Source organism: Pseudomonas rhizoryzae, assembly GCF_005250615.1.
Taxonomy (GTDB): domain Bacteria; phylum Pseudomonadota; class Gammaproteobacteria; order Pseudomonadales; family Pseudomonadaceae; genus Chryseomonas; species Chryseomonas rhizoryzae.
In genome coordinates, this window is the sequence record NZ_SULM01000001.1 from 392,124 (window position 1) to 418,208 (window position 26,085).

At 68.8% G+C, this 26,085-nt stretch carries 22 protein-coding genes, 1 other RNA gene and 1 pseudogene; 9 read left to right on the plus strand and 15 right to left on the minus strand.

Translation table 11 applies throughout. From position 1 onward, the window contains the following. Positions 1-157 precede the first annotated feature (157 nt). A pseudogene (locus tag FAZ11_RS25280) lies at positions 158-1,132 on the plus strand (methyl-accepting chemotaxis protein); the annotation flags it as partial. 27 nt (positions 1,133-1,159) lie between these two features. Next, complete coding sequence (locus tag FAZ11_RS25285) at positions 1,160-1,990, plus strand: methyl-accepting chemotaxis protein (RefSeq protein WP_420849689.1); 831 nt, start codon at positions 1,160-1,162, stop codon at positions 1,988-1,990. 3 nt (positions 1,991-1,993) lie between these two features. Here the strand turns inward: FAZ11_RS25285 and FAZ11_RS01735 are convergent, their stop codons facing one another. The 15 genes from FAZ11_RS01735 to FAZ11_RS01805 form a co-directional block, all read right to left on the minus strand. Further along, entirely contained in the window at positions 1,994-3,610 is a 1,617-nt protein-coding gene (locus FAZ11_RS01735) for a gamma-glutamyltransferase family protein (protein ID WP_058772980.1), read from the minus strand. A 30-nt stretch (positions 3,611-3,640) separates the two neighbouring features. Next, positions 3,641-4,417 (minus strand): amino acid ABC transporter ATP-binding protein, encoded by a 777-nt coding sequence (locus FAZ11_RS01740; RefSeq protein ID WP_058772979.1) that lies wholly within the window; start codon positions 4,415-4,417, stop codon positions 3,641-3,643. Between the two features lie 2 nt (positions 4,418-4,419). Then, the gene (locus tag FAZ11_RS01745; RefSeq protein ID WP_058772978.1) at positions 4,420-5,187 is read right to left on the minus strand and encodes an amino acid ABC transporter permease; all 768 of its coding nucleotides are present in this window, start codon (positions 5,185-5,187) and stop codon (positions 4,420-4,422) included. Between the two features lie 12 nt (positions 5,188-5,199). Beyond that, positions 5,200-6,006 (minus strand): ABC transporter substrate-binding protein, encoded by an 807-nt coding sequence (locus FAZ11_RS01750; protein ID WP_058772977.1) that lies wholly within the window; start codon positions 6,004-6,006, stop codon positions 5,200-5,202. Between the two features lie 40 nt (positions 6,007-6,046). Next, on the minus strand, positions 6,047-6,733 hold the full coding sequence (locus FAZ11_RS01755; protein WP_058772976.1) for a GntR family transcriptional regulator: 687 nt from the start codon (positions 6,731-6,733) through the stop codon (positions 6,047-6,049). 223 nt (positions 6,734-6,956) lie between these two features. Further along, positions 6,957-7,784 (minus strand): phosphodiesterase, encoded by an 828-nt coding sequence (locus FAZ11_RS01760; protein WP_137279425.1) that lies wholly within the window; start codon positions 7,782-7,784, stop codon positions 6,957-6,959. A 14-nt stretch (positions 7,785-7,798) separates the two neighbouring features. Next, positions 7,799-8,830: an ABC transporter ATP-binding protein gene (locus tag FAZ11_RS01765; RefSeq protein WP_058762576.1), complete on the minus strand. Its 1,032-nt coding sequence runs from the start codon at positions 8,828-8,830 to the stop codon at positions 7,799-7,801. Continuing rightward, a complete protein-coding gene (locus FAZ11_RS01770; protein WP_074527975.1) occupies positions 8,827-9,621 on the minus strand; it encodes an ABC transporter permease in 795 nt (264 codons plus the stop codon). The genes FAZ11_RS01765 and FAZ11_RS01770 overlap by 4 nt, the downstream gene beginning before the upstream one ends. Beyond that, complete coding sequence (locus tag FAZ11_RS01775; RefSeq protein WP_137279426.1) at positions 9,618-10,475, minus strand: ABC transporter permease; 858 nt, start codon at positions 10,473-10,475, stop codon at positions 9,618-9,620. The genes FAZ11_RS01770 and FAZ11_RS01775 overlap by 4 nt, the downstream gene beginning before the upstream one ends. A 1-nt stretch (position 10,476) precedes the next feature. Further along, positions 10,477-11,493 (minus strand): ABC transporter substrate-binding protein, encoded by a 1,017-nt coding sequence (locus tag FAZ11_RS01780; protein WP_137279427.1) that lies wholly within the window; start codon positions 11,491-11,493, stop codon positions 10,477-10,479. Next, the gene (locus tag FAZ11_RS01785; protein ID WP_137279428.1) at positions 11,490-12,491 is read right to left on the minus strand and encodes a LacI family DNA-binding transcriptional regulator; all 1,002 of its coding nucleotides are present in this window, start codon (positions 12,489-12,491) and stop codon (positions 11,490-11,492) included. The genes FAZ11_RS01780 and FAZ11_RS01785 overlap by 4 nt, the downstream gene beginning before the upstream one ends. Before the next feature lie 90 nt (positions 12,492-12,581). Then, positions 12,582-15,623, minus strand: coding sequence for an efflux RND transporter permease subunit (locus tag FAZ11_RS01790; RefSeq protein ID WP_137279429.1), 3,042 nt, complete (start codon positions 15,621-15,623; stop codon positions 12,582-12,584). A 4-nt stretch (positions 15,624-15,627) separates the two neighbouring features. Continuing rightward, positions 15,628-16,719, minus strand: a complete 1,092-nt coding sequence (locus FAZ11_RS01795; RefSeq protein ID WP_137279430.1) for an efflux RND transporter periplasmic adaptor subunit — start codon at positions 16,717-16,719, stop codon at positions 15,628-15,630. Between the two features lie 14 nt (positions 16,720-16,733). Then, positions 16,734-17,519, minus strand: coding sequence for a MipA/OmpV family protein (locus FAZ11_RS01800; protein WP_137279431.1), 786 nt, complete (start codon positions 17,517-17,519; stop codon positions 16,734-16,736). A gap of 11 nt (positions 17,520-17,530) precedes the next feature. Then, complete coding sequence (locus FAZ11_RS01805) at positions 17,531-18,967, minus strand: efflux transporter outer membrane subunit (protein WP_137279432.1); 1,437 nt, start codon at positions 18,965-18,967, stop codon at positions 17,531-17,533. A 97-nt stretch (positions 18,968-19,064) separates the two neighbouring features. On the opposite strand from FAZ11_RS01805, the gene FAZ11_RS01810 reads away from it, so the two are divergent. From FAZ11_RS01810 to FAZ11_RS01840, 7 genes are all read left to right on the plus strand, one after another. Beyond that, a complete protein-coding gene (locus FAZ11_RS01810; protein WP_058762585.1) occupies positions 19,065-19,751 on the plus strand; it encodes a response regulator in 687 nt (228 codons plus the stop codon). Further along, complete coding sequence (locus FAZ11_RS01815; protein ID WP_137279433.1) at positions 19,748-20,926, plus strand: sensor histidine kinase; 1,179 nt, start codon at positions 19,748-19,750, stop codon at positions 20,924-20,926. Before FAZ11_RS01810 ends, FAZ11_RS01815 begins: the two co-directional genes overlap by 4 nt. 146 nt (positions 20,927-21,072) lie before the next feature. Continuing rightward, positions 21,073-22,827: an ABC transporter permease gene (locus FAZ11_RS01820; RefSeq protein ID WP_137279434.1), complete on the plus strand. Its 1,755-nt coding sequence runs from the start codon at positions 21,073-21,075 to the stop codon at positions 22,825-22,827. A gap of 13 nt (positions 22,828-22,840) precedes the next feature. Next, the gene (locus FAZ11_RS01825; RefSeq protein ID WP_058776888.1) at positions 22,841-24,148 is read left to right on the plus strand and encodes an ABC transporter ATP-binding protein; all 1,308 of its coding nucleotides are present in this window, start codon (positions 22,841-22,843) and stop codon (positions 24,146-24,148) included. A gap of 61 nt (positions 24,149-24,209) precedes the next feature. Continuing rightward, positions 24,210-24,285, plus strand: a non-coding RNA gene (locus FAZ11_RS01830) — sX9 sRNA. A 40-nt stretch (positions 24,286-24,325) separates the two neighbouring features. Then, positions 24,326-25,384 carry a sensor histidine kinase gene (locus FAZ11_RS01835; protein ID WP_137279435.1) on the plus strand — a complete coding sequence of 353 codons (1,059 nt, stop codon included), beginning with the start codon at positions 24,326-24,328 and terminating at the stop codon, positions 25,382-25,384. Further along, positions 25,381-26,007 (plus strand): response regulator transcription factor, encoded by a 627-nt coding sequence (locus FAZ11_RS01840; RefSeq protein ID WP_058772960.1) that lies wholly within the window; start codon positions 25,381-25,383, stop codon positions 26,005-26,007. The genes FAZ11_RS01835 and FAZ11_RS01840 overlap by 4 nt, the downstream gene beginning before the upstream one ends. Positions 26,008-26,085: the final 78 nt, after the last annotated feature.

Sequence of the window (26,085 nt, forward strand, 5' to 3'; positions counted from 1 at the left end):
GCTTTCGTAACCGCACTGTACGCGGTGAGATCCAGGTGGTTTCGCCGTCCTTAGCTTCGCTATCCAGGTAGTCCATATGCATCCCAATGGCTGGAATTTCTTCAGTAATCTCAGTGTGCGGGCCAAGCTCGCCCTAGGCTTTTCACTGCTCATCGGCATGATTTTGTTGGTGGCCTATACCGGCTGGCAGGCCACCGACACCTTGCGTGATCGTAGCGAGCGCATGCGTGATATCGCGGGTTTCAGCACCGTGGCCCGGGACATGCGCATCGAGCGCCTGGTGTACTTCACCAAGGCCGATGACGCCCAGGCCGCGAAGTGGCTGGCGGCGCTGGACAAGACCGAGAGCCAGCTGCACGGCATCATGCCGAGCTTCGACTCGCCGGCTAACAAGGCCTTGATGAACGAGGCCAGTGATGCGCTGAAGCGCTATCGTGAGTTCTACCAGCAGACGGTCGCCGCCACTCGGGAGCGGGAGGCCACGCGCAAGGTGGCGGCAACCTCGATGGACGCGGCCAATGCGCTGCTCCTGGCGCTGTCCACCGCGGCCAGTGGCGAAGGCGGTCGTCCGGCGGACAGCCAGCAGGTGGCGAAGTTGTTCATCGCCATCCAGAAGCTGCGCGTCGATGTCCGCAGCTACACGGCGCTGCCGAGCAAGGAGACCGAAGAAGCCGCACGTAACGCCTTCAACGAGGTCCTCAAGCAGGTCAAGGTACTCGAGGCCACGGCTTTGCCCGCTGACCTGGTGCAAAAACTGGCCGGGGAACTCGACGGCTATCAACAGCGGCTACAGCAACTGGTGACCCTGCAGGCAAAGGTCGAAGAGGCCCAGGGTAGCATCACCACTACCATCACTTCGCTGCTGTCCATCTCCGACAAGCTGACCGCCATCCAGCAGGACTTCCGGGAAACCGATGTCGCCCACGCCCGGCAGATGCTGCTGGTCTGGCTCGCCTTTGCCATCGTCCTCGGTCTGCTTGGCGCCTGGTTGATCACCCGCTCCATCGTCCGTCCGCTGCAGGAAACCGTCGCCCTGGCCGAGACGGTGGCCAGTGGCGACCTGACGGGGCAGCAGGTAGTGACCCGCAAGGATGAGCTGGGTGCGCTGCAGGCCAGCATGCAGCGCATGACGACCAATCTGCGCGGCCTCATCGGCGAGATGAAGGATGGCGTGGTGCAGGTGGCCAGTGCCGCCGAGCAACTGTCGGCGGTGACCGAGCAGACCAGCGCCGGAGTACAGGCGCAAAAGGTGGAAACCGATCAGATCGCCACGGCCATGCAGGAAATGACCGCCACGACCCACGAGGTGTCGCGCAATGCGGGTGAGGCCGCCAAGTCGGCGCTGAACGCCAGCCAGCAAGCACTGCAGGGCGACCAGGCCGTGGACAAGGCCGTTACCCAGATCGAACTGCTCGCCCGCGAGATGGCTTCGACCAAGACCGCCATGGCGACGCTGCGCAGCCATGCGGAAAGCATCGGCGGCGTCCTGGACGTGATCAAGGCGGTGTCCGAGCAGACCAACCTGCTGGCGCTGAACGCGGCCATCGAGGCGGCCCGGGCAGGAGAAGCCGGTCGGGGCTTCGCCGTGGTGGCCGATGAGGTGCGTGGGCTGGCCCAGCGCACCCGTTCCTCGACCGACGAGATCGCTCAACTGATTACGGGCTTGAACCAGAGTACCGACCAGATGGCCGAGGTACTCGAACAGAACGTGGCGCTGACCGACAGCAGTGTCGGCCTGTCGCGTGAAGCCGGCGAGATGCTCAAGCGCATCACCCGGTCGGTCAAGGACATCGAAGCCATGAACGAGCAGATCGCCTGCGCCGCCGAGCAGCAGAGTGCCGCCGGTGAAGAGATCAGCCGCAACGTGACCAACGTGCGCGACATCTCCGACCAGACGGCCGCCGCCAGCGAGGAAACGTCGTCGTCGAGCCTGGAGTTGGCGCGCGTCAGCGTCCGCCTGCAGGAGATGACGGCGCGTTTCAAGGTGTGAGGTTCAGCACACCGCGATGTGCGAATCCGCCCGGGGCTCGGTGCCGCCACAAAGCACGCCGGTCTCCGGGTCGCGGACGATGATCTGGCCGCGGCCGAAGTCGGTGGAGTCGTGGGCGATCTCGATCTGGTGACCGCGCCGCGCCAGGCCACTGGCCAGGGCGCGGGAAGCCGCCTGTTCGATGCCGACCTTCATACCGCCCAGCCACTGCCAGCGCGGCGCATCCAGCGCCGCCTGGGGATTCAGGCCGAAGTCCACCAGGTTCATCACCATCTGCACATGGCCCTGGGGCTGCATGTAGCCACCCATGACGCCGAAGGGGCCGATGGGCACGTCACCCTGGGTCAGGAAGCCGGGGATGATGGTGTGGAAGGTCTGCTTGCCCGGCGCCAGGGCGTTGGAGTGGGCCGGGTCCAGGCTGAACTCCGAGCCGCGATTTTGCAGACCGATGCCGCTGTCGGGCAGCACCACGCCGGAGCCGAAGCCGTGGTAGGCGCTCTGGATGAAGGACACCATATTGCCCTCGCCATCGGCGGTGGCGATGTAGACGGTGCCACTGGCCTGGGGATCGCCGTGCAGCGGTGGTTGGGCCTGGTCGGTGATCTCGGCGCGGCGGCGCTCGGCGTAGGCGTCGTCCAGCAGGACGCTGGCGGCGACCCTCATGTGCTCGGGATCGGTGATGTAGTGCAGACCGTCGGCATAGGCCTTTTTCATGGCTTCCAGCTGGCGGTGCCAGGTGAGCTGACTGTCGCGCTGGTCGAAGTCATAGCCCTTGAGGATGTTCAGGGTCATGAGGGCGATAAGGCCCTGGCCGCTCGGCGGGATCTCCCAGACCTGATAGCCGCGGTAGTCGACCTTGATCGGCTCGACCCAGCGCGGCCGGTAGCCAGCGAGATCCGCGGCGGTCAGGTGACCGCCCGTCGCGGCGGCATGGGCGGCCAGGCGCTGGGCGAGGGCGCCGCGGTAGAAGCTTTCGCACCCGGTCTGGGCCAATTCTTCCAGGGTGCGCGCCTGGGCCGGGTTGCGGAACAGCTGGCCGGCGACCGGGGCCTTGCCGTCGATGAGGAAGGTGTCGAACCAGGCTTCCAGTTCGGGCGCCTGATCCCGGCAGGCCTGGTACTCGGCCTGGGCGATGCGCCACTGGTGGGCCACCACCGGGGAGACCGGAAAGCCGTCGCGGGCCAGGGCGATGGCGGGTTCGAACAGGGTGGCGAAGGGCAGCTTGCCGAAACGCCGCGACAACTCGGCCCAGGCCGCCGGGCACCCCGGCACCGTGACCGGCAGCCAGCCGTGCACCGGCATGCGTTGGTGGCCGGCGGCCTTGACCGTGGCGATGTCCAGGCTGGCCGGGGCATGGCCGCTGGCGTCCAGGCCGTGGAGCTTATCCTTGACCCAGACCAGGGCGAAGGCGTCGCCGCCGATGGCATTGCCGGTGGGCTCCACCACGGTCAGGGCGGCGGCGGTGGCGATGGCCGCGTCTATGGCGTTGCCGCCCTGGCGCAGCATGGCGATGCCGGCCTCGGCGGCCAGCGGCTGGGAGGTGGCGACCATGCCGTTACGGGCATAGACACTCTGGCGTTGCGAGGCATAGGGGTAGTCGTGGGCGGAGAACGTCAGCATGGCAGGCTCGTCTTCAAGATCTAGGTTGGATCAGAGCACGCGGCTCAGGAATTCGCGGGTGCGCGGATGGGTGGGATTGCCGAACACCTGGGCCGGTGGACCTTCCTCGATCAGTTCGCCCTGGTGCAGCACCACCACGCGGTCGGCCACCTCGCGGGCGAAGCCCATCTCGTGGGTCACCACCACCATGGTCATGCCGTCCTCGGCCAGTTCCTTCATCACCTGCAGCACCTCGCCCACGGTTTCCGGGTCGAGGGCACTGGTGGGTTCGTCGAACAGCATGGCCTGGGGCTTCATGGCCAGGGCGCGGGCGATGGCCACGCGCTGCTGCTGGCCACCGGAGAGTTGCGCCGGATAGTGGTCGGCCTTGTCGGACAGCCGCACCCGGGCGAGCAGGGCGCGGGCCTGCTCCACGGCGGCGGCGCGCGCCACGCCGAGCACCTGGATGGGTGCCTCGATGATGTTTTCCAGCACCGTCATGTGCGGGAACAGATTGAATCTCTGAAAGACCATGCCGATGTCGCGGCGGCGACGGGCGATGTTGCGTTCCGAGTCGCGCACCCGGCTGCCGTCGGGGCGCTCACGAAAGCCCATCAACTCGCCGTTGACGCGGATGGTGCCGCCCTGGATGTCTTCCAGGTGGTTGAGGCAGCGGATGAAGGTGGTCTTGCCCGAGCCGGAGGCGCCGATCAGCACCACCACCTCGCCGCGGTGCACCTCCAGGGTCACACCCTTGAGGATGTCCAGCTCGCCGAAGGCCTTGTGCACCTCCAGCGCCTGGATCACGGGTTCTTGCGTGGTCGGCATGGCTAGCGTCCTCTCAGCTTGAAGGCTTGCAGGCTGAACAGCCGGCCGGTGGCGGTTGGCCTGTGACCGTCGGCCTTGCCGAAGCGCCGCTCCAGCCAGGCCTGGAAGACGCCCCAGAGGGTGGTCAGCACCAGGAAGTAGATGGCCACCACCAGGTACAGCTCGAAGACGCGGAAGGTCGCCGAGGTGATCATCTGGGTGCTGAGCAGCAGCTCCTGCACCCCGATGACGCTGACCAGGGTGGTGTTCTTGAGCATCACGTTGAACTCGTTGCCGAGCGGCGGAATGATCACCCGCAGCGCCTGGGGCAGCACGATGCGCCGCATCAGCTTGGCCGGCGTCATGCCCAGGGAGCGGGCCGCCTCGTACTGGCCGCGATCCACCGCGCCGATGCCGGCGCGGATGATCTCGGCCATGTAGGCGCCTTCGTTCAACCCCAGGGCGATGATGGCCGCCTGGATGTTGCCGGGGATCACCAAAAAGCCCAGGTCGAGGTCCTCGAAGCGAAAGATGCCGCCAGCCGCCAGGGCCGTGTAGAGGAAGACGATCTGCACCAGCAGCGGCGTGCCACGCATCAGCCAGACATAGAAGCGCACCGGGTACTGCAGCGCCCGGTAGCGCGACAGTCGTGCCAGCGCCGCCAAGAGCCCGAGCGCGCAGCCCAGCAGCATGGCGCTGATGGCGATGACGCAGGTCAGCCCGAGGCCGTAGAGGTAGACGTCGCTCGGGTGCAGCAGGTACTGCCAGAACACCGGCCAGCTGAAGTTCATCGTGCCCTTCCTTTAGTCGAGCTTGTCGCCTTCCAGGTGCCACTTCGCCATGAGGGCGGCGTAGCTGCCGTCGGCCTGCATGTCCTTGAGGATCTGGGTGAGGGCGACGCTGAGCTGGGTGTCGTCCTTGCGCACCCCGATCCCGGTGAGGATGCGGGCGAAGGCCGGCACGCCGGTCTCGAACTGGCCGGGCGCCACGCTCTGGTAATAGGCGGCGGTTTCCACCGTGGTGCCGTAGGCGTCGGTCTGGCCCAGGCGCAGGGCCTGGAAGGCATCGGTGTCGGTGTTGTAGGCCACCAGCTTCATGGGCGCCTTGCCGGCCTTCTTCAGCTCCTCGTTGTGGGCTTCGAGCAGGGTGCGGATGGTGGAGCCGTTGAGTACCGCCACCTTCTTGCCGGTGAGGTCGTCCAGGGTATGGATGCCGGCCTTGTTGCCGGCCGGCACCACCACCGCCTGGCTGGAGTACATGTAGTCGACGATGTCGATCACCTGGCGGCGCTCGGGCTTGTCGAACAACTGGTCGACCAGCAGATCGCACTGGCCGGCGAGCAGCGCCGGGATCAGCCCGGAGAAGGGCACTACGCGCCAGTCGACCTTCTTGTCGCCAAGGCGCTTGGCGATCTCGGCGCCGAGGTCGACGGTCAGGCCCTGGGGTTTCTGGTTGGCATCGAAGAAGCCGATCGGCGGGGTATCCAGGGCACCGCAATAGGTGATCTTCGGCGCCTTGGCCAGGCGTTCGGGAATCTGGGGAGCGGCCTGGGCGAGGCCGGCGGCGAGGGTCAGGGCGAGCAGACTGCAGGAAAGCCGGTGGCGGGACATGGTCAACTCCGGGAGGACGAGGGGCGGCAGGGCGGATGGCTCAGCTTCGGGGTTCACTTCGGGTCTGATCGCCCGATCGTTCGATGAAGGTCAGCAGGTCGGGCACCGTGCTCTCGATGTGCTCGCGCAGGACCCGCTCGGCCGCGGCGGCATCGCCGGCGCGCAGGGCGGCGAGGATGGGCGCGTGCTCGTCGCGCGCCGACTGGGGGCGGTCGACGTGCAGCCAGAGCAGCATGTGCGGCTCGATCAGCGCATAGAGGCTGGTGATCTGCCGCAACAGCCGCGGCCGTTCGGCCAAGCTGCACAGGTATTCGTGGAAGGCGCGGTGCTGCGCGACCCAGGCGCTGGGGTCGTCTTCCTCGTCCAGGTCTTCCAGCAGGCGTTCCAGGCGGGTCATTTCTCGCGGACCGACCTGGGGCGTGGCCAGGCGGATGGCCAGGCCTTCCAGGGCGCTGCGCATCTCGAACACCTCGCGCATGTCGGCCAGGTCCAGGCCGCTCACCACGGCGCCGCGGTGCGGCCTCAGGGTCACCAGGCCTTCGGCGGCCAGGCGCTGGAAGGCGCTGCGCACCGGCATACGGCTCATGCCCAGGCTGCTGGCGATGTCCTCGGCGATCAGCCGGTCACCGTTGCGATAACGCCCGGCGCAAATGGCCTGCAGCAGGTGGCGATAGGCCTCTTCTTCGGCGCTGAGCGGCGCGGAACGGGACAGGGCGGATAGCGGCATGAACTGGCTTCCTGGATTTTTGTATCCAATCTGCCAAGGCAAGGGACATGCCAGGGGGCGGAGGGCGCGCCTTTGCTGAGCCGCGAGGTAGAGCGCCCCTGGAGGGCGTTACCTTTTGCACCACCTTGGTTCGCGCGGGATCTTCTCCGCTACCCGAGGACCCGAAGCAGGGCACGCTGCCGCGCAGCGGAACGGGCGCACCGGGCGCCCGTCCGCCTGGCTGTCAGTCCAGCAACTGCCCATCGGCGGCGAAGAAGGGATAGGGACCCGGATAGTCGCCCAGCGGCAGATAGTGGGTGACCAGCGCGCCGTCGGCCCAGCGATGCAGCAACAGGCCCGGCGGCTCCAGGCGGAAGCGCGAAGGCGCCGCCTCGCGCAGGTCCAGGTCGACCTGGTGCGAGACGCCGGGGCAGACGCAGGCCAGGGTGCCGCCGAAGCGGCGCTGGATCAGCCGGTGCAGGTGACCGCAGAGCAGGCGCTCCACCTGGGGATGGCGGCGGATCACGGCTTCCAGCTCGGCGCTGCCCTCCAGGCCGATGCGATCCATGTGGCCGATGCCGACGCTGAACGGAGGATGGTGCAGCAGGACCAGGGTCGGCTGGGCGGGTGCCCGGCCGAGCTGGTCGTCGAGCCAGGCCAATTGCGCGGCGTCGAGCCGACCGCCGTGCTCGCCGGGAATATGGGTGTCCAGCCCGATCAGTCGCAGCGGGCCGCAGTCCTGCTGCCACTCCAGGGTGCCGCTGGCCGGCAGGTAGGGGTGATCGGCGAAGGCGGCGCGCAGGGCGGCGCGGTCGTCATGGTTGCCGGGGATGACAAAGAAGGGCATCGCCAGCTCGGCCAGTACCTCGCGCAGGGTGGCGTATTCCTCGGGCGTGCCGAAGTCCACCAGGTCGCCGGTGATGACCAGGGCGTCCGGGCGTGGTTGCAGGGCGTTGAGGCAGGCCACGGCGGTGCGCAGGGCGTTGAGGGTGTCGACCACCCCGTAGGACAGCCGGCCGCCGGCCTTGATGTGCAGGTCGCTCAGGTGAGCCAACAGAAAGGATTCGGACATCGAAAGCTCCAGGATCAAGAAGCCAGGGTGAAGAGGGCGGCGGGGCTGACGCTCAGGTGCAGCAGATCGCCCGGTTGGGCAGCGATGTTCTGGGCGGTGTCCACCAGCAGGGGTTGATCGGCACCTACTTCCACCAGCAATCGCGAATGGGTGCCCTGGAAGAATTGGCCAACCAGGACGCCGGTGAGGTGCGCGGGTGTCGGGCTGGGTTCCAGGTGCTCCGGGCGGCAGAACAGGGTGGTGGCCTGGCCGTTCCAGGGTAGACGGCCGCCGGCGACCGCCACCTCGCTGCCGACCTGGCTGCGTACCTCGAAGCGGTTGAGCTGGCCGACGAAGCCGGCGACGAACCGGCTGGCCGGTGTCCGATAGATCTGCGCCGGAGTACCGATCTGGGCGATGCGGCCTTCGCCCATCACCACGATGCGATCGCCCAGGGCCAGGGCTTCCTGCTGGTCGTGGGTGACATAGACCGCGGTGGTGCCCAGTTCGCGCAGCAAGGCGCCGATGTCGGCGCGCAATTGCTCGCGCAACTGGGCATCGAGCGCCGCCAGGGGTTCGTCGAACAGCAGCACCCGTGGCCGCGGCGCCAGGGCGCGGGCCAGGGCCACACGCTGGCGCTGGCCGCCGGAGAGTTGCTGGATGCGCCGCTCGGCCAGGGCCTCCAATTGCATCATGGCCAGCAATTCGGCGACCCGGGCGTCGCGCTCGGCACGCGCCAGGCCGCGGATCTTCAGGCCGTAGGCGATGTTGCCGGCCACGTCCAGGTTGGGGAACAGGGCGTAGTTCTGGAACACCATGCCGACGTCGCGGCGTTCGATGGGCAGGGCGGTGACGTCGCGGTCGTCGAACAGCACCTGGCCGCCGGCGTCGGGCTGCTCCAGGCCTGCGATCAGCCGCAGGGTGGTGGTCTTGCCACAGCCGGAGGGGCCGAGGAACACCAGGGTCTCGCCCGGGTGGATGTCGAGGTCCAGGGGCTGCAGCACCTGGCGGCCTCCGGCAAAGGTCTTGGCGCAGTGGCGCAGGCGGACGGCGGTACCTTGGGTCATCGCAGGGCTCCACGGGAGAGGCGGGCGCTGAGGGCCTGGAGGGCGATCAGCAGCGGCACGATCAGACAGAGGAAGATCAGGGTGTAGGCGGAGCCGACTTCCAACCGCGCCGAGGCGTAGCTGTCGGCCAGGCCCACCGGCAGGGTCTTGGTCATGGGGGTATGCAGCATCCAGGTGAGGTTGAATTCACCCAGCGACAGGGTGATCACCATCAGGCTGCCGGCCAGGATGCCGGCGCGGGCGTTGGGCACCACCACACCGAAGAAGCGCCGCCAGGGGCCGGCACCGAGGCTGGCCGCGGCTTCTTCCAACAGCGGCAGCTGGCAGCGGCGCAGCACGGCCATCACCGGGCGGATCAGGAACGGCAGGGTGAACAGCAGGTGGCCGACCAGGATGATCGCCGGGCTGCGGCGAAAGCCGCCGAAATGGCCGTAGGTCAGCAACAGCGCCAGGGCCGAGGCGAAGCCGGGCATGGCCACCGGCAGCACCAGCAATTCCTCGAAGGCGCGGGCGAACCTGTTGTCCAGCCGCACCAGGGCATAGGCCGCCGGCACCCCGAGCAGTACCGCAAGCGCCGCCGTGCCCAGCGCCAGTTGCAGCGACAGCCAGACGGTGGGCGCATAGGCCTGCCAGACCTGCACCACCCACTCGAAGGTGAGGCCGCTGGCGAGGCCCTGGAAGTAGTTGCGGGTGAGGCCGGCCAGTACCGAGAGCAGAACCGGCACCAGCAGGAACGCCGCCACCAGCAGGGTGAACAGCAGTTGCAGCCAGAAACGCAGGGGTCGGTTCATCGCAGGTCTCCTTCGGTCCCGCCCAGGCGCCGCGCCAGTAGCAGTACCAGCCAGGTGACCAGGCCGAGAACCACCGAGAGCGCCGCGGCCACGCTGAAGTTGGCGAAGTTGGTAAAGGTGTCGTAGATGGCGACCGGCGTCACCGCCAGGCGCGTGCCCAGGGTGAAGGCGGTGCCGAAGGCGCCCATGGCGGTGGCGAAGCAGAGGGCGCCGCTGGACAGCAGCGCCGGCATCAGGCCTGGGATCAGCACGTCGCGCACCACGGCGAAGAGGCCGGCGCCCAGGGAGCGGGCGGCTTCTTCGAGACTGGTGTCGAGGGTTTCGCAGGCGGCCATCACCGTGAGGATCACCCGCGGGATGGAGAAGTAGAGATAGCCGAGGAACAGGCCGAACAGCGAATAGGCGAACACCCAGGGCTCACCGAAGAGGCTGCGGCCCAGGTCGGCGAACAGGCCCTGGCGGCCGCCGAGCAGGATGATGAGAAAGCCCACCACCACGCCGGGAAAGGCCAGCGGAAAGGTCAGCAGGGCCACCAGCAGACTACGCCCGACGAAGGCATGGCGCGCCAGGAAGCAGCCGGCGATGCCGGCCACGACGAGGGTGGCCAGGGTGGTGACGGCGGCCAGGACCACCGTCTGCCCCAGCCCGGAGAGATAGGCGCTGCTGGTCAGCACCGCCCAGTAGCCCGAGGTGCCGCTGTCATCGCGGCTGGCGCCGAGTACCAGCAGGTGCGCCAGTGGCAGCAGCCAGGCGGCCAGCAGGAAGGCACTCGCCGGCGCCAGGGCGACGAGGACCGGCCAGGGTAGCCGGCGCGGCACCCTTTGGCGCCCGAGGGAGACGGCGAGGTCCTGCATGTCAGCGCACCTCGGCCTGATAGCGCTTGGCGAAGGCTTCCTGGACCGCCGCCATGTGGCCATAGTCCACCGTGTGGGCGCGGGCATAGTCGGCGGCCGGCAGGAAGCGCGACTTCACCTCGGCGGGCAGCGGCACGTCGCGCACCGGGCGCAGATAGGCCTTGGCCCAGAGTTCCTGGCCCTTGTCCGACAGCACGAAGTCCAGCACCTTCTCGCCATTGGCGCGGTGCGGCGCACCCTTCACCAGGCTCATGGTGTAGGGCACCGTCAGGCTGCCTTCCTGGGGGATCACGAAGGTCACCGGGGCGTTGTCCTTATAGCGGGCGCGATAGGCGTTGAAGTCATAGTCGACCAGGATCGGGATCTCACCCGAGAGCACTCGCGCATAGGCGGTCTGCTTGGGCACGATGGGGTCGTTGGCGGCCAGCTTCTTGAAGAAACTCAGCGCTGGGCCGAAGTTGTCGAGATCGCCGCCCATGGCCTGGTTGACCGCCACCGCCGTCACGTAGCCGACGAAGGCGCTGGACGGGTCCAGGTAACCCACCAGGCCGCGGTACTCGGGCTTGAGCAAATCGGCCCAGCTCTGCGGGACCGGCTTGCCGCCCAGCGCCTGGGTGTTGACCATGAAGCCGAGGGTGCCGGAGTGGATGGCGGTCCATTCACCCTTGGGGTCCTTCAGGCCGGCGGGCACCTGGTCCCAGTGCTTGGGCTGGTAGGGGGCCAGTACCCCAGCTTTTTCCGCCTGGATGCCGAAAGTCACCCCGTAGTAGACGACGTCGGCCACCGGCGCGTCGCGCTCGGCGACCAGCTGGGCCAGGGCCTGGCCGGAGTTCTTGTTGTCCTGGGGGACGTGGATGCCGGTATCGGCGGCGATGGCCTTGAGCTGTTCACCCCAATCGGCCCACTCCAGCGGGCAGTTGTAGCAGATGGCGGTTTCTTCGGCGGCCTGGGCGCTGGCCAGACCGCAGGCCAGGGCCAGACCGGCCAGGAGATGACGTAACGGGAAGCGGGATTTCATTGGCAAGGCTCCTTCAGGGGACCGGCACTGGTGCCGGGACGGACGAGGCAGGGCAGGCACTGCTGGTAGATGGCACTGCCGGCGATCAGCGCCAGCAATTCGGTGACGAGGAGGGCGCCCAGGCTCTGCAGGGGCTGCATGACGCTGCACAGGCTGGGTTCGAGGCGCGCACCCATGGCGATGCCATCGAAGCCCACCACCGAGAGGTCGCCGGGTACCGGCACCCCGTGGCGTTGCAACTCGGCGATGACACTCAGCGCCAGCAGATCGTTGGTGCACAGCAAGGCGGTCGGGGCGTCGCGCTCCAGGCGCGGGGCGAGTTCGGCCCAGTCGGCGTCGGTGTGGCTGGCCAGCTCCAGGCGCGGCAGCGGCGGCAGGCCGGCGGCGGCCATGGCCTGGCAATAGCCGGCGAAGCGGCGCTCGCTGCGATCCGACTGCAGCGCCGGACCCGAGACCAGGGCGATGCGGCGATGACCCAGGCCGAGCAGGTGCTCGGTGGCCATGGCCATGCCTTGGCGGTTGTCCACCGCTACCGCCGCATAGGGTTTCTGGGGTTCGTGATAGGCGAGGATGAAGGGCGTGCGCTCGCGACTCAGCTCGGCCAGCACCTGGCTGCGGTCGGCATCGGCCACCGTCAGCACCAGGCCGGCGACGCGCTGGCGCAAGAGTTCTTCCACCACTGCCGCCTCGCGCTCGGGCTGGTAGTCGGTGGTGGCGATCACCAGCGAATAGCCCTGGCTGCGGGCGCTGCGCTCCATGGCGTGCAATTGTTCGGCGAACACCGGGTTGAGCAGACTGGGTACCACCACGCCGATCAGCCGGGTGCTCTGCTGGCGCAACTGGCGGCCCAGCAGATTGGGGCGGAAATTGAGTTTGCGTGCGGCGTCCAGCACCCGCTCACGGGTCCTCTCGCGTACCTGCTCGGGGTTGGCGAAAGCCCGCGCCGCCGTGGCCCGGGATACCCCGGCCTGCTGCGCCACCTGTTTCAGATCGGTCATGCCTGCCTCGTTTTGAGATCGATCTCATCGAGTGCAGACAGTGCCCGCCGTCTGTGTCGTTGCGATGACAGTCAGATGAAATTTCGCCGCTCAGCGCGGGCGAGACGAGTTCGGCTGTCCAGGCGGGCGCGGTTCATACAGCAGTCCGTAGAGCACCGGGATCAGCCCCAGGGTCACCAGGGTGCCCAGGGCCAGGCCACCGATCATGCTGATGGCCATGCCGGTCCACAGCGGGCCGCCGAAGAGCATGAGCGGGATGAGCCCGAGGATGCAGGTGAGCTTGGTCATGAGGATGGGTCGCAGTCGTTCGCCGGCGGCGTCCAGCAGCGCGGGCACCAGGGCTTTGCCGGCTTGCCGCTCGATCTCGATGCGTTCGAGCAGGAGTACCGCGTTGTTGACGATGATGCCGCCCAGGGACAGCAGGCCGAAGGTGGCCATGAAGCCGAAGGGGTAGCCGCTGAGCCAGAGCGCCAGGGCGACGCCGATGAGGATGAAGGGGATGCTGGCGACGATGATGAGCACCTTGCGCCAGGAATCGAATTGCCAGAGGAAGAGCAGCAGCATGGCCACCACCGCCAGGGGGAGGTAGCGCAGCAGGGCATCGTTGGCGGCGGCGGAATCCTCGATCTCGCCACCCAGCTCCAGGCGGTAACCGGCTGGCAACTGCAAGGTGGGCAACTGGGGGGCGAGCGTCGCGACCAGGGTAGCGGCGGTCATCCCGGGATTGCGCGCGCTGACGGTGAGGGTGGGAATCAGGTTGCGCCGGACCTTCACCCCGGCCTCGCTGCCGAGTTCGACCTGGGCGATGGCGGCGAGGGGGAGCGACGGGCCACCGCCATGGGGATAGACCAGGGTGTCGGCCAGCGCGCCGGGGAGGGCTCGGCGGCTGCGTGCGACGACGTCGACCCTATATTGACCATCGCGCAGCTGGGCGCCGCCGAGACCGTCACCGACCAGTTGCAGAGCCTGGGCCAGGTCTTGGCTGTCGACCCCGGCAGCGCGGGCTAGGGCCTGGTCGACCTGGACGCGGTAGCGCAGCAGGCGCGGGCCCCAGTCGTTCTGGATGTCCCGCGTGCCGGGCACGGCGGCGAGCAGTTCCTCCAGTTGCGCGCCGAGTCGGCGCAGGGTGGCTTCGTCCGGACCGCTCAGGCGGTAAACCGCCAGGCCACTCTCGGTGGTGCCCAGGGAGAAGCGCTTGGGCTGGGCGCGGACGTCGGGGTACTGGCGTGCCAGGTAGTCGCCCACCCGGGCCATGACCTGCTCGAGGTCGGCGTCGGGGCGGGTGGTGACGGTGAAATAGGCGACGTTGGCACCCGGCAGCGGCGGATTGAGGCCAAGCACGATACGCGGGCCGCCGTCGGCGACGTAGCCGATGCTCTCGACGATGTCCGGGTCTTCGCCCAGCCAACGGCTGAATGCCTGCATGCGTTCCAGGGTGCGCGCGGTCTGGGTGCCGGGCTCCAGCTGGAGGGGGATCTGGAATTGGTTGCGGTCCGAGGGCGGCAGAAAATCGTAGGGCAGGCTGAGTAGCTTGAGCGTGGCCACGGCGAGGAGGGCCAGCATGGCCAGGAGGTAGGCGACCCGGTACCGCAAGAGCACCTGCAGCAGGCGTCGGTAGCCACCGTGCAGGGCGCCGCTGGCGACAGCGGTGGCGTGGACCGGATCGGGTACCAGGCGCAGGCAGAGCAGCGGCGTCACGGTCAGGCTCAGTACCCAGGAGCCCAGCAGGGTGAGGGCCAGCACCACGGCCAGGGACCTCAGGTATTCATTGGTGCTGGTCTGGCCGAGGAAGAACGGCGAGAAGGCCAGGATGATCACCAGCGAGGAGGTCAGCAGCGGCACCGCCAGGGTCCGCCCGGCGGCCTCGCAGGCGGCGCGGCGCCCCTCGCCGGCACGTAGACGCCGCTCGATGTCCTCGGCGATGACGATGCCATTGTCCACCAGGAGGCCCAGGGCGAGGATGAGGGCGGCGATGGACACCGTCTGCAGCTCGATGCCCAGGGCGCGCATGACCAGCAGGGTCGCCAGCACGGTGAGCGGCACGATGGTGCCGACGATGAGGCCGAGGCGCCAGCCCAGGAACAGCATGACCACCGCCATGACGATGGCCATGGTTTCCAGCAGCACGTGCTGCATGCGGTCCATGGCGTGGTGCACCACCTCGGGTTGGAAGGTCACCCGGTGCAGGGCGAAGCCGGAGGGCAGGGTGCCTTGCAGTTCCTTCAGGCGAGCGTGCAGCGCTTCGCCGAAGGCCTCGACGCTGCGCCCCGGCAGCATGGCGATGCCCAGGACCACCGCCCGCTCGCCCCGGTAGAAGGCGGCGCTCTGCGGAGCCTGCTCGGGTTCGACGTCGACCTGGGCCAGCTCGCCCAGGGGCAGGGCGCGACCGTCGGGCAATTGGATCGGCAGGGTGCGGAGTGCGGCGGGGTCGGACAGCTCCCCGCTGATGGCCAGGCTCAGATCGCGGCCCCCCTGCCGCGCATTGCCGCCGCTGACTAGCAGATTGCGCGCGCGCAGTTGCGCGAGCAGCCCCTGGGGTGTCAGTCCCAGGCGGGCCAGGACGGTGGGCGCAAGCTCCAGCACGAGGCGATCCTGCTGAAGGCCATAGAGGGCGATACGTTCCACCCCCGGCAGGTCATAGAGAGCACGCCGCAGCCGTTCGACCTCGCCGCGCAGCTCGGCCAGGGAGAAGCCGGGTGCGGTCACGGCGATGGACGCCACCGCCACCCGGCCGAAGTCGTCGTCCACCTGGGGGCCCTGGGTGCCTTCCGGCAGACTCGCGGCGACCTCGCCGACCTTGTTGCGCACCCGCTGCCAGAGTGCGGGCAGGTCCTTGATCTCGTCGCGGGCGGTGAGCTGGATGATGGCCTGGCCCGGTCTGAGGGTGGTCACCAGGGTCTTGAGTTCGGGCAATTCGCGCAGGCGGTCCTCCAGGGGCTTGGCCAGCAGTTCTTCGACCCGGTCACTGGGTAGACCGGGCAAGGCGACGCTGACCAGGGCGTCGCGGATGGTCACGCTGGGTTCCTCCTGGGACGGAAAACCGAGGAAGGCACGGGCGCCGCCCAGCAGCAGTGCGATGGCGAGAAACAGCACCAGGCGGCCGCGAGCCAGGGCGAGATAGGTCAGGGACATGGCCTTACTCCCGGGTGAGCAGGGTGCTGGGTTGATAGGGCTGCACGCGTTCACCGCTGCGCAGGAAGGCGGCCCCGGCCACCACGATCCGCTCGCCTGCCGCCAGGCCACCGTCGATCAGCACCTGGCCGTCCTGCAGGGCGCCGAAGGTCACGGCGCGCGCGTGCACCTGCTGGGTCGCGGCCTGATAGACGTAAACGTTGCCGGTATTACCGTCCTGGCCTGGCAGCAGGGCGCCCAGGGGCACCGCCAGGGTGTCGGCGAGGGGCAGGGGCAGGCGCACGTCCAGCAGGCTGCCGCTGGGCAGGGCGTTGGCGCTGGGGTCCAGGGTGAAGATGGCCTCCTGCAACAGACCCTGCTCGGCCTGGGGTGAGACGCCAACCAGGCGCAACGCCAAGGGCGTGCCGCCGCCGCTGGCGAATGCCTGGGCCGTGGCATTCGGCTGCAACTGGCTGGCGAGGGCGACCGGGATGTTCACCACCACCTGGCGTTCGCCCTCGGCCTGCAGCTCGAACAGGGGCTCGCCGGCACCGACCAGGCGCAGGGGCGCGGCGATGCGACTGACGATCCGCCCGGCGAAGGGCGCCTGCAACCGGGTCTGCGCCAGGGCGCGCTGTGCCAGTGCCAGTTCGGCTTCGGCCTCGCGCTGCTGGGCCTGGGCGGCGCCCTGAGCGGCGTTGGCCGCCTCCACCTCGGCGGCGGAGAGGTTGCCGTCGGCGGACAGGCGCTTGGCACGGCGCTGGCTGGTGCGGCGCTGGTCGAGCTCCACTTTGGCGGCCTGGAGGCGCGCCTGTGCCTGGGCGAGGCGCAGGCGCGCCGGCTCGGCATCCTGCTCTGCCAGCACCTGGCCGGCCGCGACCCGGGTACCTACCTCCACCAGCACCTGGAGGACCCGGCCGGGATTCTCGAAGGCCAGGATCGCCGCCCGCGGCTGGCGCACCAGGCCCGGCAGCAGCGGTGCGCGCGGCACCAGGCTACCCACCTCCGCGAGCTTGACGGTCCGTACGGGTTGAGGAGCGGGGCTTTCGCTCGGTGAGCAGCCGCCCAGCAGCACGCTGAGCAGGAGGGGCAGGACGAGGGCGTGCGGGCCGGGCATGGCAGGCTCCAGGATCAGAAACTGTAGGTCAGGGCGAATTGGGCGGTGGTCGCAGTGGCGCGTTGCAGCAGGGGGCTGTCGCGGACCTGGTCGCCGTAATCGGTCGTGGTCAGGGTGGCGACCGAACTCCAGTGCGGATCGAAGCTGTGCAGCCAGTTCAGGGCCAGCGAATAGGCATAGATGCCGGCGTCCGGCCGCGCCTGGGCGAAGCCACTGGCGGCGCTCTGGGCGGCGTCGACGCCGAAGTAGGTCTGGTTGAAACGCTGGTCGCCGGCGTGGGCATCCAGGTCCAGGGCCAGGGTGTCGCGGTCGGTGTGCAGGCCGATGGCTTCCAGCCCCAGGCGATAGCGCGTGCCACGCTGGGCGCCGGCCAGACGCCATTCCCCCTCCGCGTTGAGGCTGAGCCAGGGCGCCAGGGCCTGGCTCAGGTTGAGATCGAGCACGCTGGCGCCGCCGACCTCGCCCAGGCCTCGCAGGCGATCGGCGCCGGGACGCGAGGCGTTGTCCCGGTCGTCGCGACCGAAGTCATAGTTCAGGGCGCCGCTCAGGGTCAGGCCGCCGGCGGATAGCCATTGCAGGCCGAGGCCGCGAGTGGTGTCGGCGAAGAACAGGCCACGCTGCACTGCCACCAGCGGCAGGAGTTGCGGCCGATAGTCGGCCGAGCCCAGGTAGCGGCTGACGACGCCAGCCACCAGGCCCAGGTTGACCTCGGTATGGTCGCCCCAGGGCGAGGTCTCGGTAGCACGGCTGGCCGCGGGTAGCAGGCAGAACAACAACGGTAGGAGGAGGGGACGTTGCATGACGGGTTCTCTCAGGTAGCGGAGGGGTTGTCCAGGCCGTGCAGAGCGCGATACAGGCGTAGGCGATTGAGCCGCAGGGCGTGATCGGCCTGGCGCCAGGCAGCGGTGCGGCGCAGGTCGTCGAGTGCGGCTTCCAGGATGGCGGTGGGGCTACCGGCGCCGGCCTGCCACTGGCGCTCCAGGCGTTGGCTGCGCTCCCGGGCCAGGCGTACCTGGGCATCCCCGCTGCGCCATTGATCGAGCAGCTGGCGGCGTTCTTCCAGGCCATCGGCCACCTCGCGAAAGGCGTCCTGCAGGGTGCGTTCGTAGGCGGCGACGGCCAGGTCGCGCTCGATGCGCGCGGCGTCCAGGTTGGCTTGGTTGCGCCCGCCGTCGAGCAGCGGTAGCGACAGCGATGGGGTGAGCAGGCGCAGGCCGTGGCCGGCGCTGAGCAGACTCTGCAGGTCCGGGCTTGCCAGGCCGATGGCGGTACTCAGGCGGATGCTCGGCAAGAAGGCCGCGCGGGCGGCGCCGATACTGGCGTTGGCGGCCTGCAGCCGCTCTTCCGCAGCGCGGACATCGAGACGCTCCAGCAGGCGGGTGGAGGGCAGGTCGGCCAGCTCCCCGGGCGCTTCCGGCAGCCCGGTGGAAAGCGGCCGGGGTGCACTGGGCGCCGGACTCAGTCGATATCCGCTGACCCAGGCCAGCGCCTGGTAGGCCTGGGCGCGCTGAGCCAGGGCCTGCCGCGCCTGCTGGCCGCTTTCCAGGGCGGCCTGGCTGACGGGTTCCAGGGCGGCCGCGGGCAGCTCACCCGCGCTGATAAGGGCCTGGGTGCGTTGCACCAGCTGCTCGCTGAGGGCGTCCAGTGCCTGGCTGCTGGCGACCTGGTCATCGGCCTCCCGCGCCAGCAGGAACAGCCGCGCCACCTCGGCCACCAGGGCACCGCGGGCGGCCTGCTGGCCGTATTCGCTGGCCAGCAGTTGGTGCCGGGCCGCCTCACCGAGGCTGGCCAGGCGACCGAAGAAATCCAGCTCGAAGTCGTCCGTGCCGAGCGTGGCGGTGGCCAGGTCCTGCTGGTAGCGTTCGTCCAGCGCCGGATCGGCGAAGCGCTGGCGGGGCCGCTGCACGGCCAGGCCCAGGGTGGGCCAGCGCTCGGCTTGGCGCAGCCCCAGTTGCGCCCGGGCCTGCTCGACCCTGAGTTGCGTTATCCGGTAGTCTCGATTGCCCGCCAACGCCTGGATCACCAGTTCAGGCAACAGGGCTTCGTCACTGACCGCGGCGAGTAACTGCCGCTCGTCCTGGCTCAGGGCGAGGTCCGCCGGCGGGACTGCCGCCCGTAGGGGCTGGCCCTGCTGCGCCGGGATCGGCAGCGCCGGGCGTTGATAGGCGGGAATCAGCGAACAGCCCGCCAGGCCGAGCAAGGCGGCAAGGGCGAGCGAACGCAGGGCGAAATGGGCGACGACGGACATGGCGAGACGACCAGGCTTGAGAGGCTGATCGCCAGCCTAGGAACGCCGGATCAAGATTCCTTCGGCGAATTGTCGAGATTCGATCAAGAGAGCGGACGTGGGCGACAAACTCATACTCATCGTCGAGGACGACCCGGACAGCGCCAGCGTGCTGGAAGCCTATCTGCTGCGCGACGGCTTCGCGGTGGTCCTCGCGGAAGACGGCCACCAGGGGCTGGAGCTGTTCCAGCGTCGGCAGCCCGACCTGGTGCTGCTGGACATGATGCTGCCGCGGCTCGGCGGCACCGAGGTGCTGGCGCAGATCCGTCGAAGGGGGGATACCCCGGTCATCATGGTGACCGCCATCGGCGACGAGCCGGAAAAACTCGGCGCGCTGCGCTATGGCGCCGACGACTACGTGGTCAAGCCCTACAACCCCAAGGAGGTGGTGGCCCGGGTGCATGCCGTGCTGCGCCGCTGCCACCAGGCGCCGCGCGACGAGCGCTGGCTGCGCCACGGCGCCCTGACGGTGGACCTGGAGAGTTTCAGCGCCACGGTGGAGCAGGGCGGCCAACCGCGCGCGCTGGAGTTGACCCCCACCGAGTTCGGCCTGCTCACCACCCTGATGCGTACCCCGCACAAGGCCTTTACCCGCGACGAATTGCTGGAGCGCTGCCTGCCGGAGAGCGAGGCCTTGGCGCGGGTGGTGGATACCCATCTGCACAACCTCAGGCGCAAGCTGGAAAGCGCTGGCGTACCCGGAGTGCCGGTGACGGTCCGCGCCGTCGGTTACCGCTTCGCATGAGCCGCCAGCCACCCCTGGGTCGCTGGGTCGGCTGGCGCATGAGCCTGCTGGCGCTGGGCGCGGTGCTGGCGATCGCCGCTGGCATGTACCTCTGGTTCCTGTTCGGCGACTGGTGGGTGCTGCGCCAGGTGCCAGCGGCGGCGCGGGCGGAAATCCTCCAGCTGCGCGCCGATCCGCAGCAGAACGAGGCGCGGCTGTGGGAGCTGTTCAGTCACTACTACCCGGTGCGCTATTTCCTGCCCGGCATCGCCAGCCGCGACTGGTGGGTGCTGGCCGGCCTGCTGTTGGCCGCCGTACCCCTGATCCTGCTGGCCGGTTTCCGCCTGTCGCGCCCGCTGTCGAGCCAGTTCTCCGCCATCGCTGCCGCCGCGCGTCGGGTCGCCTCGGGCGAGCTGGACACCCGGCTGGACGTGGCCGAGACGGCACCGGCGGAAGTGCGGCGCCTGGCGCTGGACTTCAACAGCCTCACCGCGCGCCTACAGCAATACGAAAATGACGTGCGCGACTCCAGCGCCATCCTCGCCCATGAATTGCGCACCCCGCTCAACGCGGCCTCGGTGCGGGTGCAGGGCATCCTCGACGAGGTCTTGCCCGCCGACGCCCGCCAGTTGCAGCAGGTCAAGCGCCAGCTCGACCTGCTCAATACCCTGGTCGGCGACCTGCACACCCTGTCGCTCGCCGAGGCCGGGCAACTGGCTCTGGATCGACGGCCCTTCGTCCTGGCGGCGCTGGTGGAGGAGCGGCTGGCCTGGTTCGCCCCGCAGTTGCAGGCCGAGGGCGTCCGCGTCGAGCTGCAGCTGGACGAGCGCCAGCAGCTGTTCGCCGACCGGGAGCGCATCGGCCAGTTGCTCACCATCCTGCTGGAAAACTTCCTGCGCTATGGCGCCAGCGGGGGCGAGCTGCAGATCGTCCAGCAGGCCCAGGCCGACGGCCTGATCCTGGAATTCCGCGACCGCGGCCCGGGTATCCCGGAGGCCGACCGGGAGCGGGTCTTCCATCGCTTCTGGCGCGCCGAGAGTTCCCGCGCGCGGCACCTGGGCGGCAGCGGGTTGGGGCTATCCATCGCCCGCGCCATCTGCGTCGCCCACCAGGGGCAGATCCGCGCGCTGGAGCGGCCCGGCGGCGGCGCGCTGCTGCGGATCGAGTTGCCCGGGCGAGTCGCCGCCCCGCTGTGATCGCCTGACCTATACCTTGGTATAGCCAGACATCCATCGTTTCAATGGCTTGGATGCCGCGGCGGACCTAGATTAGCCCGGCGGCTGGAACCTGCGCGGCAGGGGCCAGGCCGTTTCCCTAGGCCCGCTGATCTACGAGGTACGCCATGAAGACCCTTCCTGGCCTCTACGCCCCTGCCGTGGCGCCGCGCCTGCCGCGGCAACGTCCGACTTCCCTCTGGGCCGATGGCCTCTGCCTGCTGCTGGGCCTGCTCGCCCTGGCGCTCATCTGGCACGGCTTCAGCGAGATGCGCGAGCCGCTGGCCGTGCTGGACGCCGATCCCGTGACCCTGGACCTGGCGCGCCTGCCCGAGTATGCCCTGCGTACCACCCTGCGCATGTTCATCGCCCTGGGCGCCTCGCTGCTGTTCACCTTCGTCTTCGCCACCCTGGCAGCCAAGAGCCGCAAGGCTGAGATGATCATCCTGCCGGCCATCGACATCCTGCAGTCGGTGCCCATCCTCGGCTTCCTGACCTTCACCGTGAGCTTCTTCATGGGCCTGTTCCCCGGCCGGGAGCTGGGCGCCGAGTGCGCGGCGATCTTCGCCATCTTCACCAGCCAGGCGTGGAACATGGCCTTCGGCTTCTACCAGTCGCTGCGCACCGTGCCCGAGGACCTGCAACAGGTGAGTCGCCAGTTCGGCCTCTCCCCCTGGCGCCGTTTCTTCCGCCTGGAACTGCCCTTCGCCATTCCCGGCCTGGTGTGGAACACCATGATGTCCATGTCCGGTGGCTGGTTCTTCGTGGTGGCCTCGGAAGCCATCACCGTCGGCGACAACACCATCAACCTGCCGGGCATCGGCTCCTGGCTGGCGCTGGCCATCGCCAAGCAGGACATCGCCGCCATCGGCTGGGCGGTGCTGGCCATGGGCCTGGTGATCCTGCTCTACGACCAGCTGTGCTTCCGGCCGGTGGTGGCCTGGGCCGATCGCTTCCGCGTCGAGCAGACCGCCAGCCAACAGGTGCCGCGCTCCTGGGTCTACGACCTGGTCCGCCGCGCCCGCCTGGGTCGCGTGCTGGCCGGCTTCGGCAGCTTCTGCACCCAGCTCGCCACCCCGCGGATCCGCCGGGCCTGGCCGCACTGGCACCTGGCGCCGCAGGGGCGCGCCTGGCTGCAGCGCGGGCTGGACGTGCTCTGGTATGCCTTGCTGCTGCTGGTGCTGCCCTACGCGGTCTATGCGCTGTTCCGCTTCATCGCCGCGAGCGTCTATTGGGTCGAGGTGATCTCGGTGTTCGGCCTGGGGCTGATCACCATGGTCCGGGTCCTGCTGCTGATCCTCATCGCCAGCCTGATCTGGGTGCCGATCGGGGTCTGGATCGGCATGCGCCCGGGCTGGTCGCAGCGGCTGCAGGCGGTGGCCCAGTTCCTCGCCGCCTTCCCAGCCAACGTGCTGTTCCCGGTGGCAGTGGTGGGCATCGTCAGCTTCCACCTGAATCCGGACATCTGGCTGTCGCCGCTGATGGTGCTGGGTACCCAGTGGTACATCCTGTTCAACGTCATCGCCGGCGCCAGCGTGGTGCCCAACGACCTGCGCGAAGCGGCCCGGTTGTTCGGCCTCAAGCGCTGGCAGTGGTGGCGGCAACTGGCCCTGCCGGCGATCTTTCCCTACTACGTCACCGGCGCCCTGACCGCCGCCGGCGGCTCCTGGAACGCCAGCATCGTCGCCGAGGTGGTGAGCTGGGGTAACGAGCGTCTGCAGGCCCATGGCCTGGGCGCCTACATCGCGCAGATGACCACCGCCGGGGATTTCCCCCGCGTGGCCCTGGGCATCGTGGTGATGTCGGTCTTCGTGCTCGGATTCAACCGGCTGCTCTGGCGGCCCTTGTATGCCTACGCCGAACGGCGCCTGCGGCTCGACTAAGAGGAGAAACGCCATGAACCTGACCGCGCTAAATTCCCGTCCCTTGATCGACGTCCAGGATGTCCGTCAGCTCTACGGCAACGCCGGCGGCCCGGCCCGTGTGGTGCTCGACGGGGTCTCCCTGACCCTGCACGAAAACGAGATCGTCGGCCTGCTGGGCCGTTCCGGCTCGGGCAAGTCGACCCTGTTGAGGTCCATCGCCGGGCTGATCACTCCCAGCGGCGGCACCGTCGATTTTCCGCCCAAGGACGACGGCCAGCGCGCCCGTGTCAGCATGGTGTTCCAGAGCTTCGCCCTGTTCCCCTGGCTGACCGTGCTGCAAAACGTCGAGATCGGCCTGGAGGCGCTGCACGTACCGCTGGATGAACGCCGCCGCCGCGCCCTGGCGGCCATCGACCTGATCGGCCTGGACGGCTTCGAAAGCGCCTATCCCAAGGAGCTCTCCGGCGGCATGCGCCAGCGCGTCGGCCTGGCCCGTGCCCTGGTGGTGCATCCGGACGTGCTGCTGATGGACGAACCCTTCTCGGCGCTGGACGTGCTCACCGCCGAGACCCTGCGCACCGATCTGCTCGATCTCTGGGTCGAGGGGCGCATGCCGATCCGCTCCATCCTCATGGTCACCCACAACATCGCCGAGGCGGTGCTGCTCTGCGACCGGGTGCTGATCTTCTCCAGCAATCCGGGCCGGGTCGCCAGCGAGATCCGCATCGACCTGCCGCAGCCGCGCAATCGCCACGATCCGGCCTTCCGCGAGCTGGTGGAGGAAATCTACGTGCGCATGACCGGGGAGGCCACGCCGGCCGCCCAGGAGGGGGGCTTCCCCGGCAATGGCCTGGGCATGCTGCTGCCCACCGTCTCCACCAACGCCCTGGCCGGCCTGCTGGAGGCGGTCCATGCCGCGCCCTACAATGGCCGCGCCGACCTGCCGGAATTGGCCGGGGGCCTGGGCTACGCGCTGGATGAACTCTTTCCCCTGGCCGAGGTGCTGCAATTGCTGCGCTTCGCGGTGCTGGAAGGCGGCGATCTGCGCCTGCTCGCGCCGGGTCGCGCCTATGTCGAAGCCGGCGTGGACGTGCGCAAGCAACTGTTCGCCCGGCAATTGCTCAACTTCGTGCCCCTGGTCGGCCATATCCGTCGGGTGCTGGACGATCGCCAGGGCCACACTGCGCCGGCGCGGCGTTTCCGCGACGAGCTGGAGGACTTCATGGACGAGGCCGATGCCGCCCGCACCCTTGGCAGCGCCATCCAATGGGGGCGCTATGGTGAACTCTTCGCCTATGATCAGGCGGCCGACATGTTCAGCCTGGAAAATCCGGGCTAAGAGCGACTAATAAAACTACTGCGCGTCCGCCAGACGGGCGCGTGCAGTGCTCGGAATCCTCATGTATCCCCCATACACTGCGGTTCCTGCGCGCCGCGCGCACCCGCCTGACAGCCGCTCGCTACGTTTTGTTAGCCGCTCTAGGACGTCCACGCGACTACGAACGAGAGACTGGCCATGGATCGACGACCTTTCGCCACCACCACCCACTGGCTGCGCCTGGGTGGCCTCTGCGCCCTGGCGCTCGGCATCGCGCTGCTGGATACCTTCACCGACCGGGAGATCGCCATCGGCGTCTTCCAAGTGGTGGTGGTGCTGCTGGCCGCGGGCTTTCTCTCCACCCGCGGCGTCACCGTCACGGCGCTGGGCTGTGCGCTGCTGGTGCTGTGCAGCTATGTCATCACCCGCACCGGCGACCGCGATGCCGGGCTGGTCAACTGCGTCATCAGCCTGCTGGCCATCGTCGCGGTCGCCGCCCTGGCCTTGCGCCTGGACGCTGCCAAGCGCGCCGCCGAGGCAGCACGGACGCGCCTGACCCAGGCCGGGCGCCTGAGCCAGCTTGGCGAGCTGGCGGCCTCCATCGCCCACGAGATCAACCAGCCGCTCACCGCCATCGCCGCCAGCGGCAATGCCTGCCAACGCTGGCTGACCAATCAGCCACCGCAGGTGGAGCGCGCGGTACAGGCGGCGCAACGGGTCATCGACGACGCCCATCGCGCCAGCGAGGTGATCGCCCGGGTGCGCGGCCTGGTGCGTCAGGCCCAGGTGGCCAAGGATTGGCTGAACGTCGCCGACACCGTGGAACAGGTGCTCGACTTCGTCCGGGCCGAGCTGGTCCAGCGTCAGGTGGCGGTGGACGTGCGTCTGCAGGAGGGCCTGCCGCCGTTGCTGGCCGACCGCAGTCAGTTGCAGCAGGTCGTGCTCAATCTGCTGCTCAATGCCCTCGATGCCCTGGAGGGCGTACCGCCCGAGCAACGCCGGGTGATCATCCAGGTGGCGCTGGACACCGCCGGCTGTATCCGCCTGGGGGTGGAAGACAGCGGTCGCGGCCTGAGTCCTGCGGCTCGCGAGCAGATGTTCGAAGCCTTCTACACCACCAAGGAGCAGGGCATGGGCCTGGGGCTGGCGCTCAGTCGCTCCATCGTCGAAGCTCATGGCGGCCGGATCTGGGCCACCTCGTTGCCCGAGGGGGGGACCGGCGTCTACTGCAGCCTGCCGAAGGATCAGGAACCATGACGGAGCTCGCTTCACCCACCCTGGTCCACCTGGTGGACGACGACGCCTCGGTGCGCGCCGCCCTGGAAGACCTACTGGCGTCCGTGGGGCTCAACACCCATAGCTATGTGTCGGCGGCCGACTTCCTCGACCGGGCCCGCTTCGACGTCCCGGCCTGCCTGGTGCTCGATGTGCGCATGCCGGGCATGAACGGCCTGGATCTGCAGCAAGAGCTGCAGCGCCGCGAACTGGCCCTGCCGATCATCTTCATCACCGGTCACGGCGACATCCCCATGTCGGTACGGGCCATGAAGCAGGGCGCCCTGGAATTCCTCACCAAGCCCTTCCGCGACCAGGATCTACTCGACGCCATCGACCAAGCCCTGCGCAAGGCCCAGGAGAGCCATGCGCAGCGGGCGCAACTGCAGGAGTTGCAGGCCCGGGTCGAGACCCTCAACGACGGCGAGCGCGCCGTGCTGGCGCGGGTGGTCACCGGCCTGCTCAACAAGCAGATCGCCGCTCAGCTGGGCGTCAGCGAAATCACCGTCAAGGTGCGCCGCGCCGCCCTCATGCGCAAGCTGCAGGCCGGTTCGCTGGCGGAGTTGGTCAAGATGGTGGAGCGGTTGGAAGCGATGCGGGCCTAGCCCGTCGGCGTGGCAGGCGGTCGCCGCGACCAGCGCCCGAGGCGAAGTACGTTGGCGTTACCAATTGCCGTTGCGCTA

What these genes read in the sequence shown, in the direction of transcription:
- FAZ11_RS01745 (WP_058772978.1), bottom strand. Translation starts at nt 5,187, where the DNA reads ATGAACTTCAGCTGGCCGGTGTTCTGGCAGTACCTGCTGCACCCGAGC.
- FAZ11_RS01740 (WP_058772979.1), bottom strand. Translation starts at nt 4,417, where the DNA reads ATGCCGACCACGCAAGAACCCGTGATCCAGGCGCTGGAGGTGCACAAG.
- FAZ11_RS25285 (WP_420849689.1), top strand. Translation starts at nt 1,160, where the DNA reads ATGAAGGATGGCGTGGTGCAGGTGGCCAGTGCCGCCGAGCAACTGTCG.
- FAZ11_RS01800 (WP_137279431.1), bottom strand. Translation starts at nt 17,519, where the DNA reads ATGCAACGTCCCCTCCTCCTACCGTTGTTGTTCTGCCTGCTACCCGCG.
- FAZ11_RS01735 (WP_058772980.1), bottom strand. Translation starts at nt 3,610, where the DNA reads ATGCTGACGTTCTCCGCCCACGACTACCCCTATGCCTCGCAACGCCAG.
- FAZ11_RS01790 (WP_137279429.1), bottom strand. Translation starts at nt 15,623, where the DNA reads ATGTCCCTGACCTATCTCGCCCTGGCTCGCGGCCGCCTGGTGCTGTTT.
- FAZ11_RS01815 (WP_137279433.1), top strand. Translation starts at nt 19,748, where the DNA reads ATGAGCCGCCAGCCACCCCTGGGTCGCTGGGTCGGCTGGCGCATGAGC.
- FAZ11_RS01780 (WP_137279427.1), bottom strand. Translation starts at nt 11,493, where the DNA reads ATGAAATCCCGCTTCCCGTTACGTCATCTCCTGGCCGGTCTGGCCCTG.
- FAZ11_RS01820 (WP_137279434.1), top strand. Translation starts at nt 21,073, where the DNA reads ATGAAGACCCTTCCTGGCCTCTACGCCCCTGCCGTGGCGCCGCGCCTG.
- FAZ11_RS01750 (WP_058772977.1), bottom strand. Translation starts at nt 6,006, where the DNA reads ATGTCCCGCCACCGGCTTTCCTGCAGTCTGCTCGCCCTGACCCTCGCC.
- FAZ11_RS01775 (WP_137279426.1), bottom strand. Translation starts at nt 10,475, where the DNA reads ATGCAGGACCTCGCCGTCTCCCTCGGGCGCCAAAGGGTGCCGCGCCGG.
- FAZ11_RS01805 (WP_137279432.1), bottom strand. Translation starts at nt 18,967, where the DNA reads ATGTCCGTCGTCGCCCATTTCGCCCTGCGTTCGCTCGCCCTTGCCGCC.
- FAZ11_RS01795 (WP_137279430.1), bottom strand. Translation starts at nt 16,719, where the DNA reads ATGCCCGGCCCGCACGCCCTCGTCCTGCCCCTCCTGCTCAGCGTGCTG.
- FAZ11_RS01825 (WP_058776888.1), top strand. Translation starts at nt 22,841, where the DNA reads ATGAACCTGACCGCGCTAAATTCCCGTCCCTTGATCGACGTCCAGGAT.
- FAZ11_RS01755 (WP_058772976.1), bottom strand. Translation starts at nt 6,733, where the DNA reads ATGCCGCTATCCGCCCTGTCCCGTTCCGCGCCGCTCAGCGCCGAAGAA.
- FAZ11_RS01770 (WP_074527975.1), bottom strand. Translation starts at nt 9,621, where the DNA reads ATGAACCGACCCCTGCGTTTCTGGCTGCAACTGCTGTTCACCCTGCTG.
- FAZ11_RS01835 (WP_137279435.1), top strand. Translation starts at nt 24,326, where the DNA reads ATGGATCGACGACCTTTCGCCACCACCACCCACTGGCTGCGCCTGGGT.
- FAZ11_RS01840 (WP_058772960.1), top strand. Translation starts at nt 25,381, where the DNA reads ATGACGGAGCTCGCTTCACCCACCCTGGTCCACCTGGTGGACGACGAC.
- FAZ11_RS01785 (WP_137279428.1), bottom strand. Translation starts at nt 12,491, where the DNA reads ATGACCGATCTGAAACAGGTGGCGCAGCAGGCCGGGGTATCCCGGGCC.
- FAZ11_RS01765 (WP_058762576.1), bottom strand. Translation starts at nt 8,830, where the DNA reads ATGACCCAAGGTACCGCCGTCCGCCTGCGCCACTGCGCCAAGACCTTT.
- FAZ11_RS01760 (WP_137279425.1), bottom strand. Translation starts at nt 7,784, where the DNA reads ATGTCCGAATCCTTTCTGTTGGCTCACCTGAGCGACCTGCACATCAAG.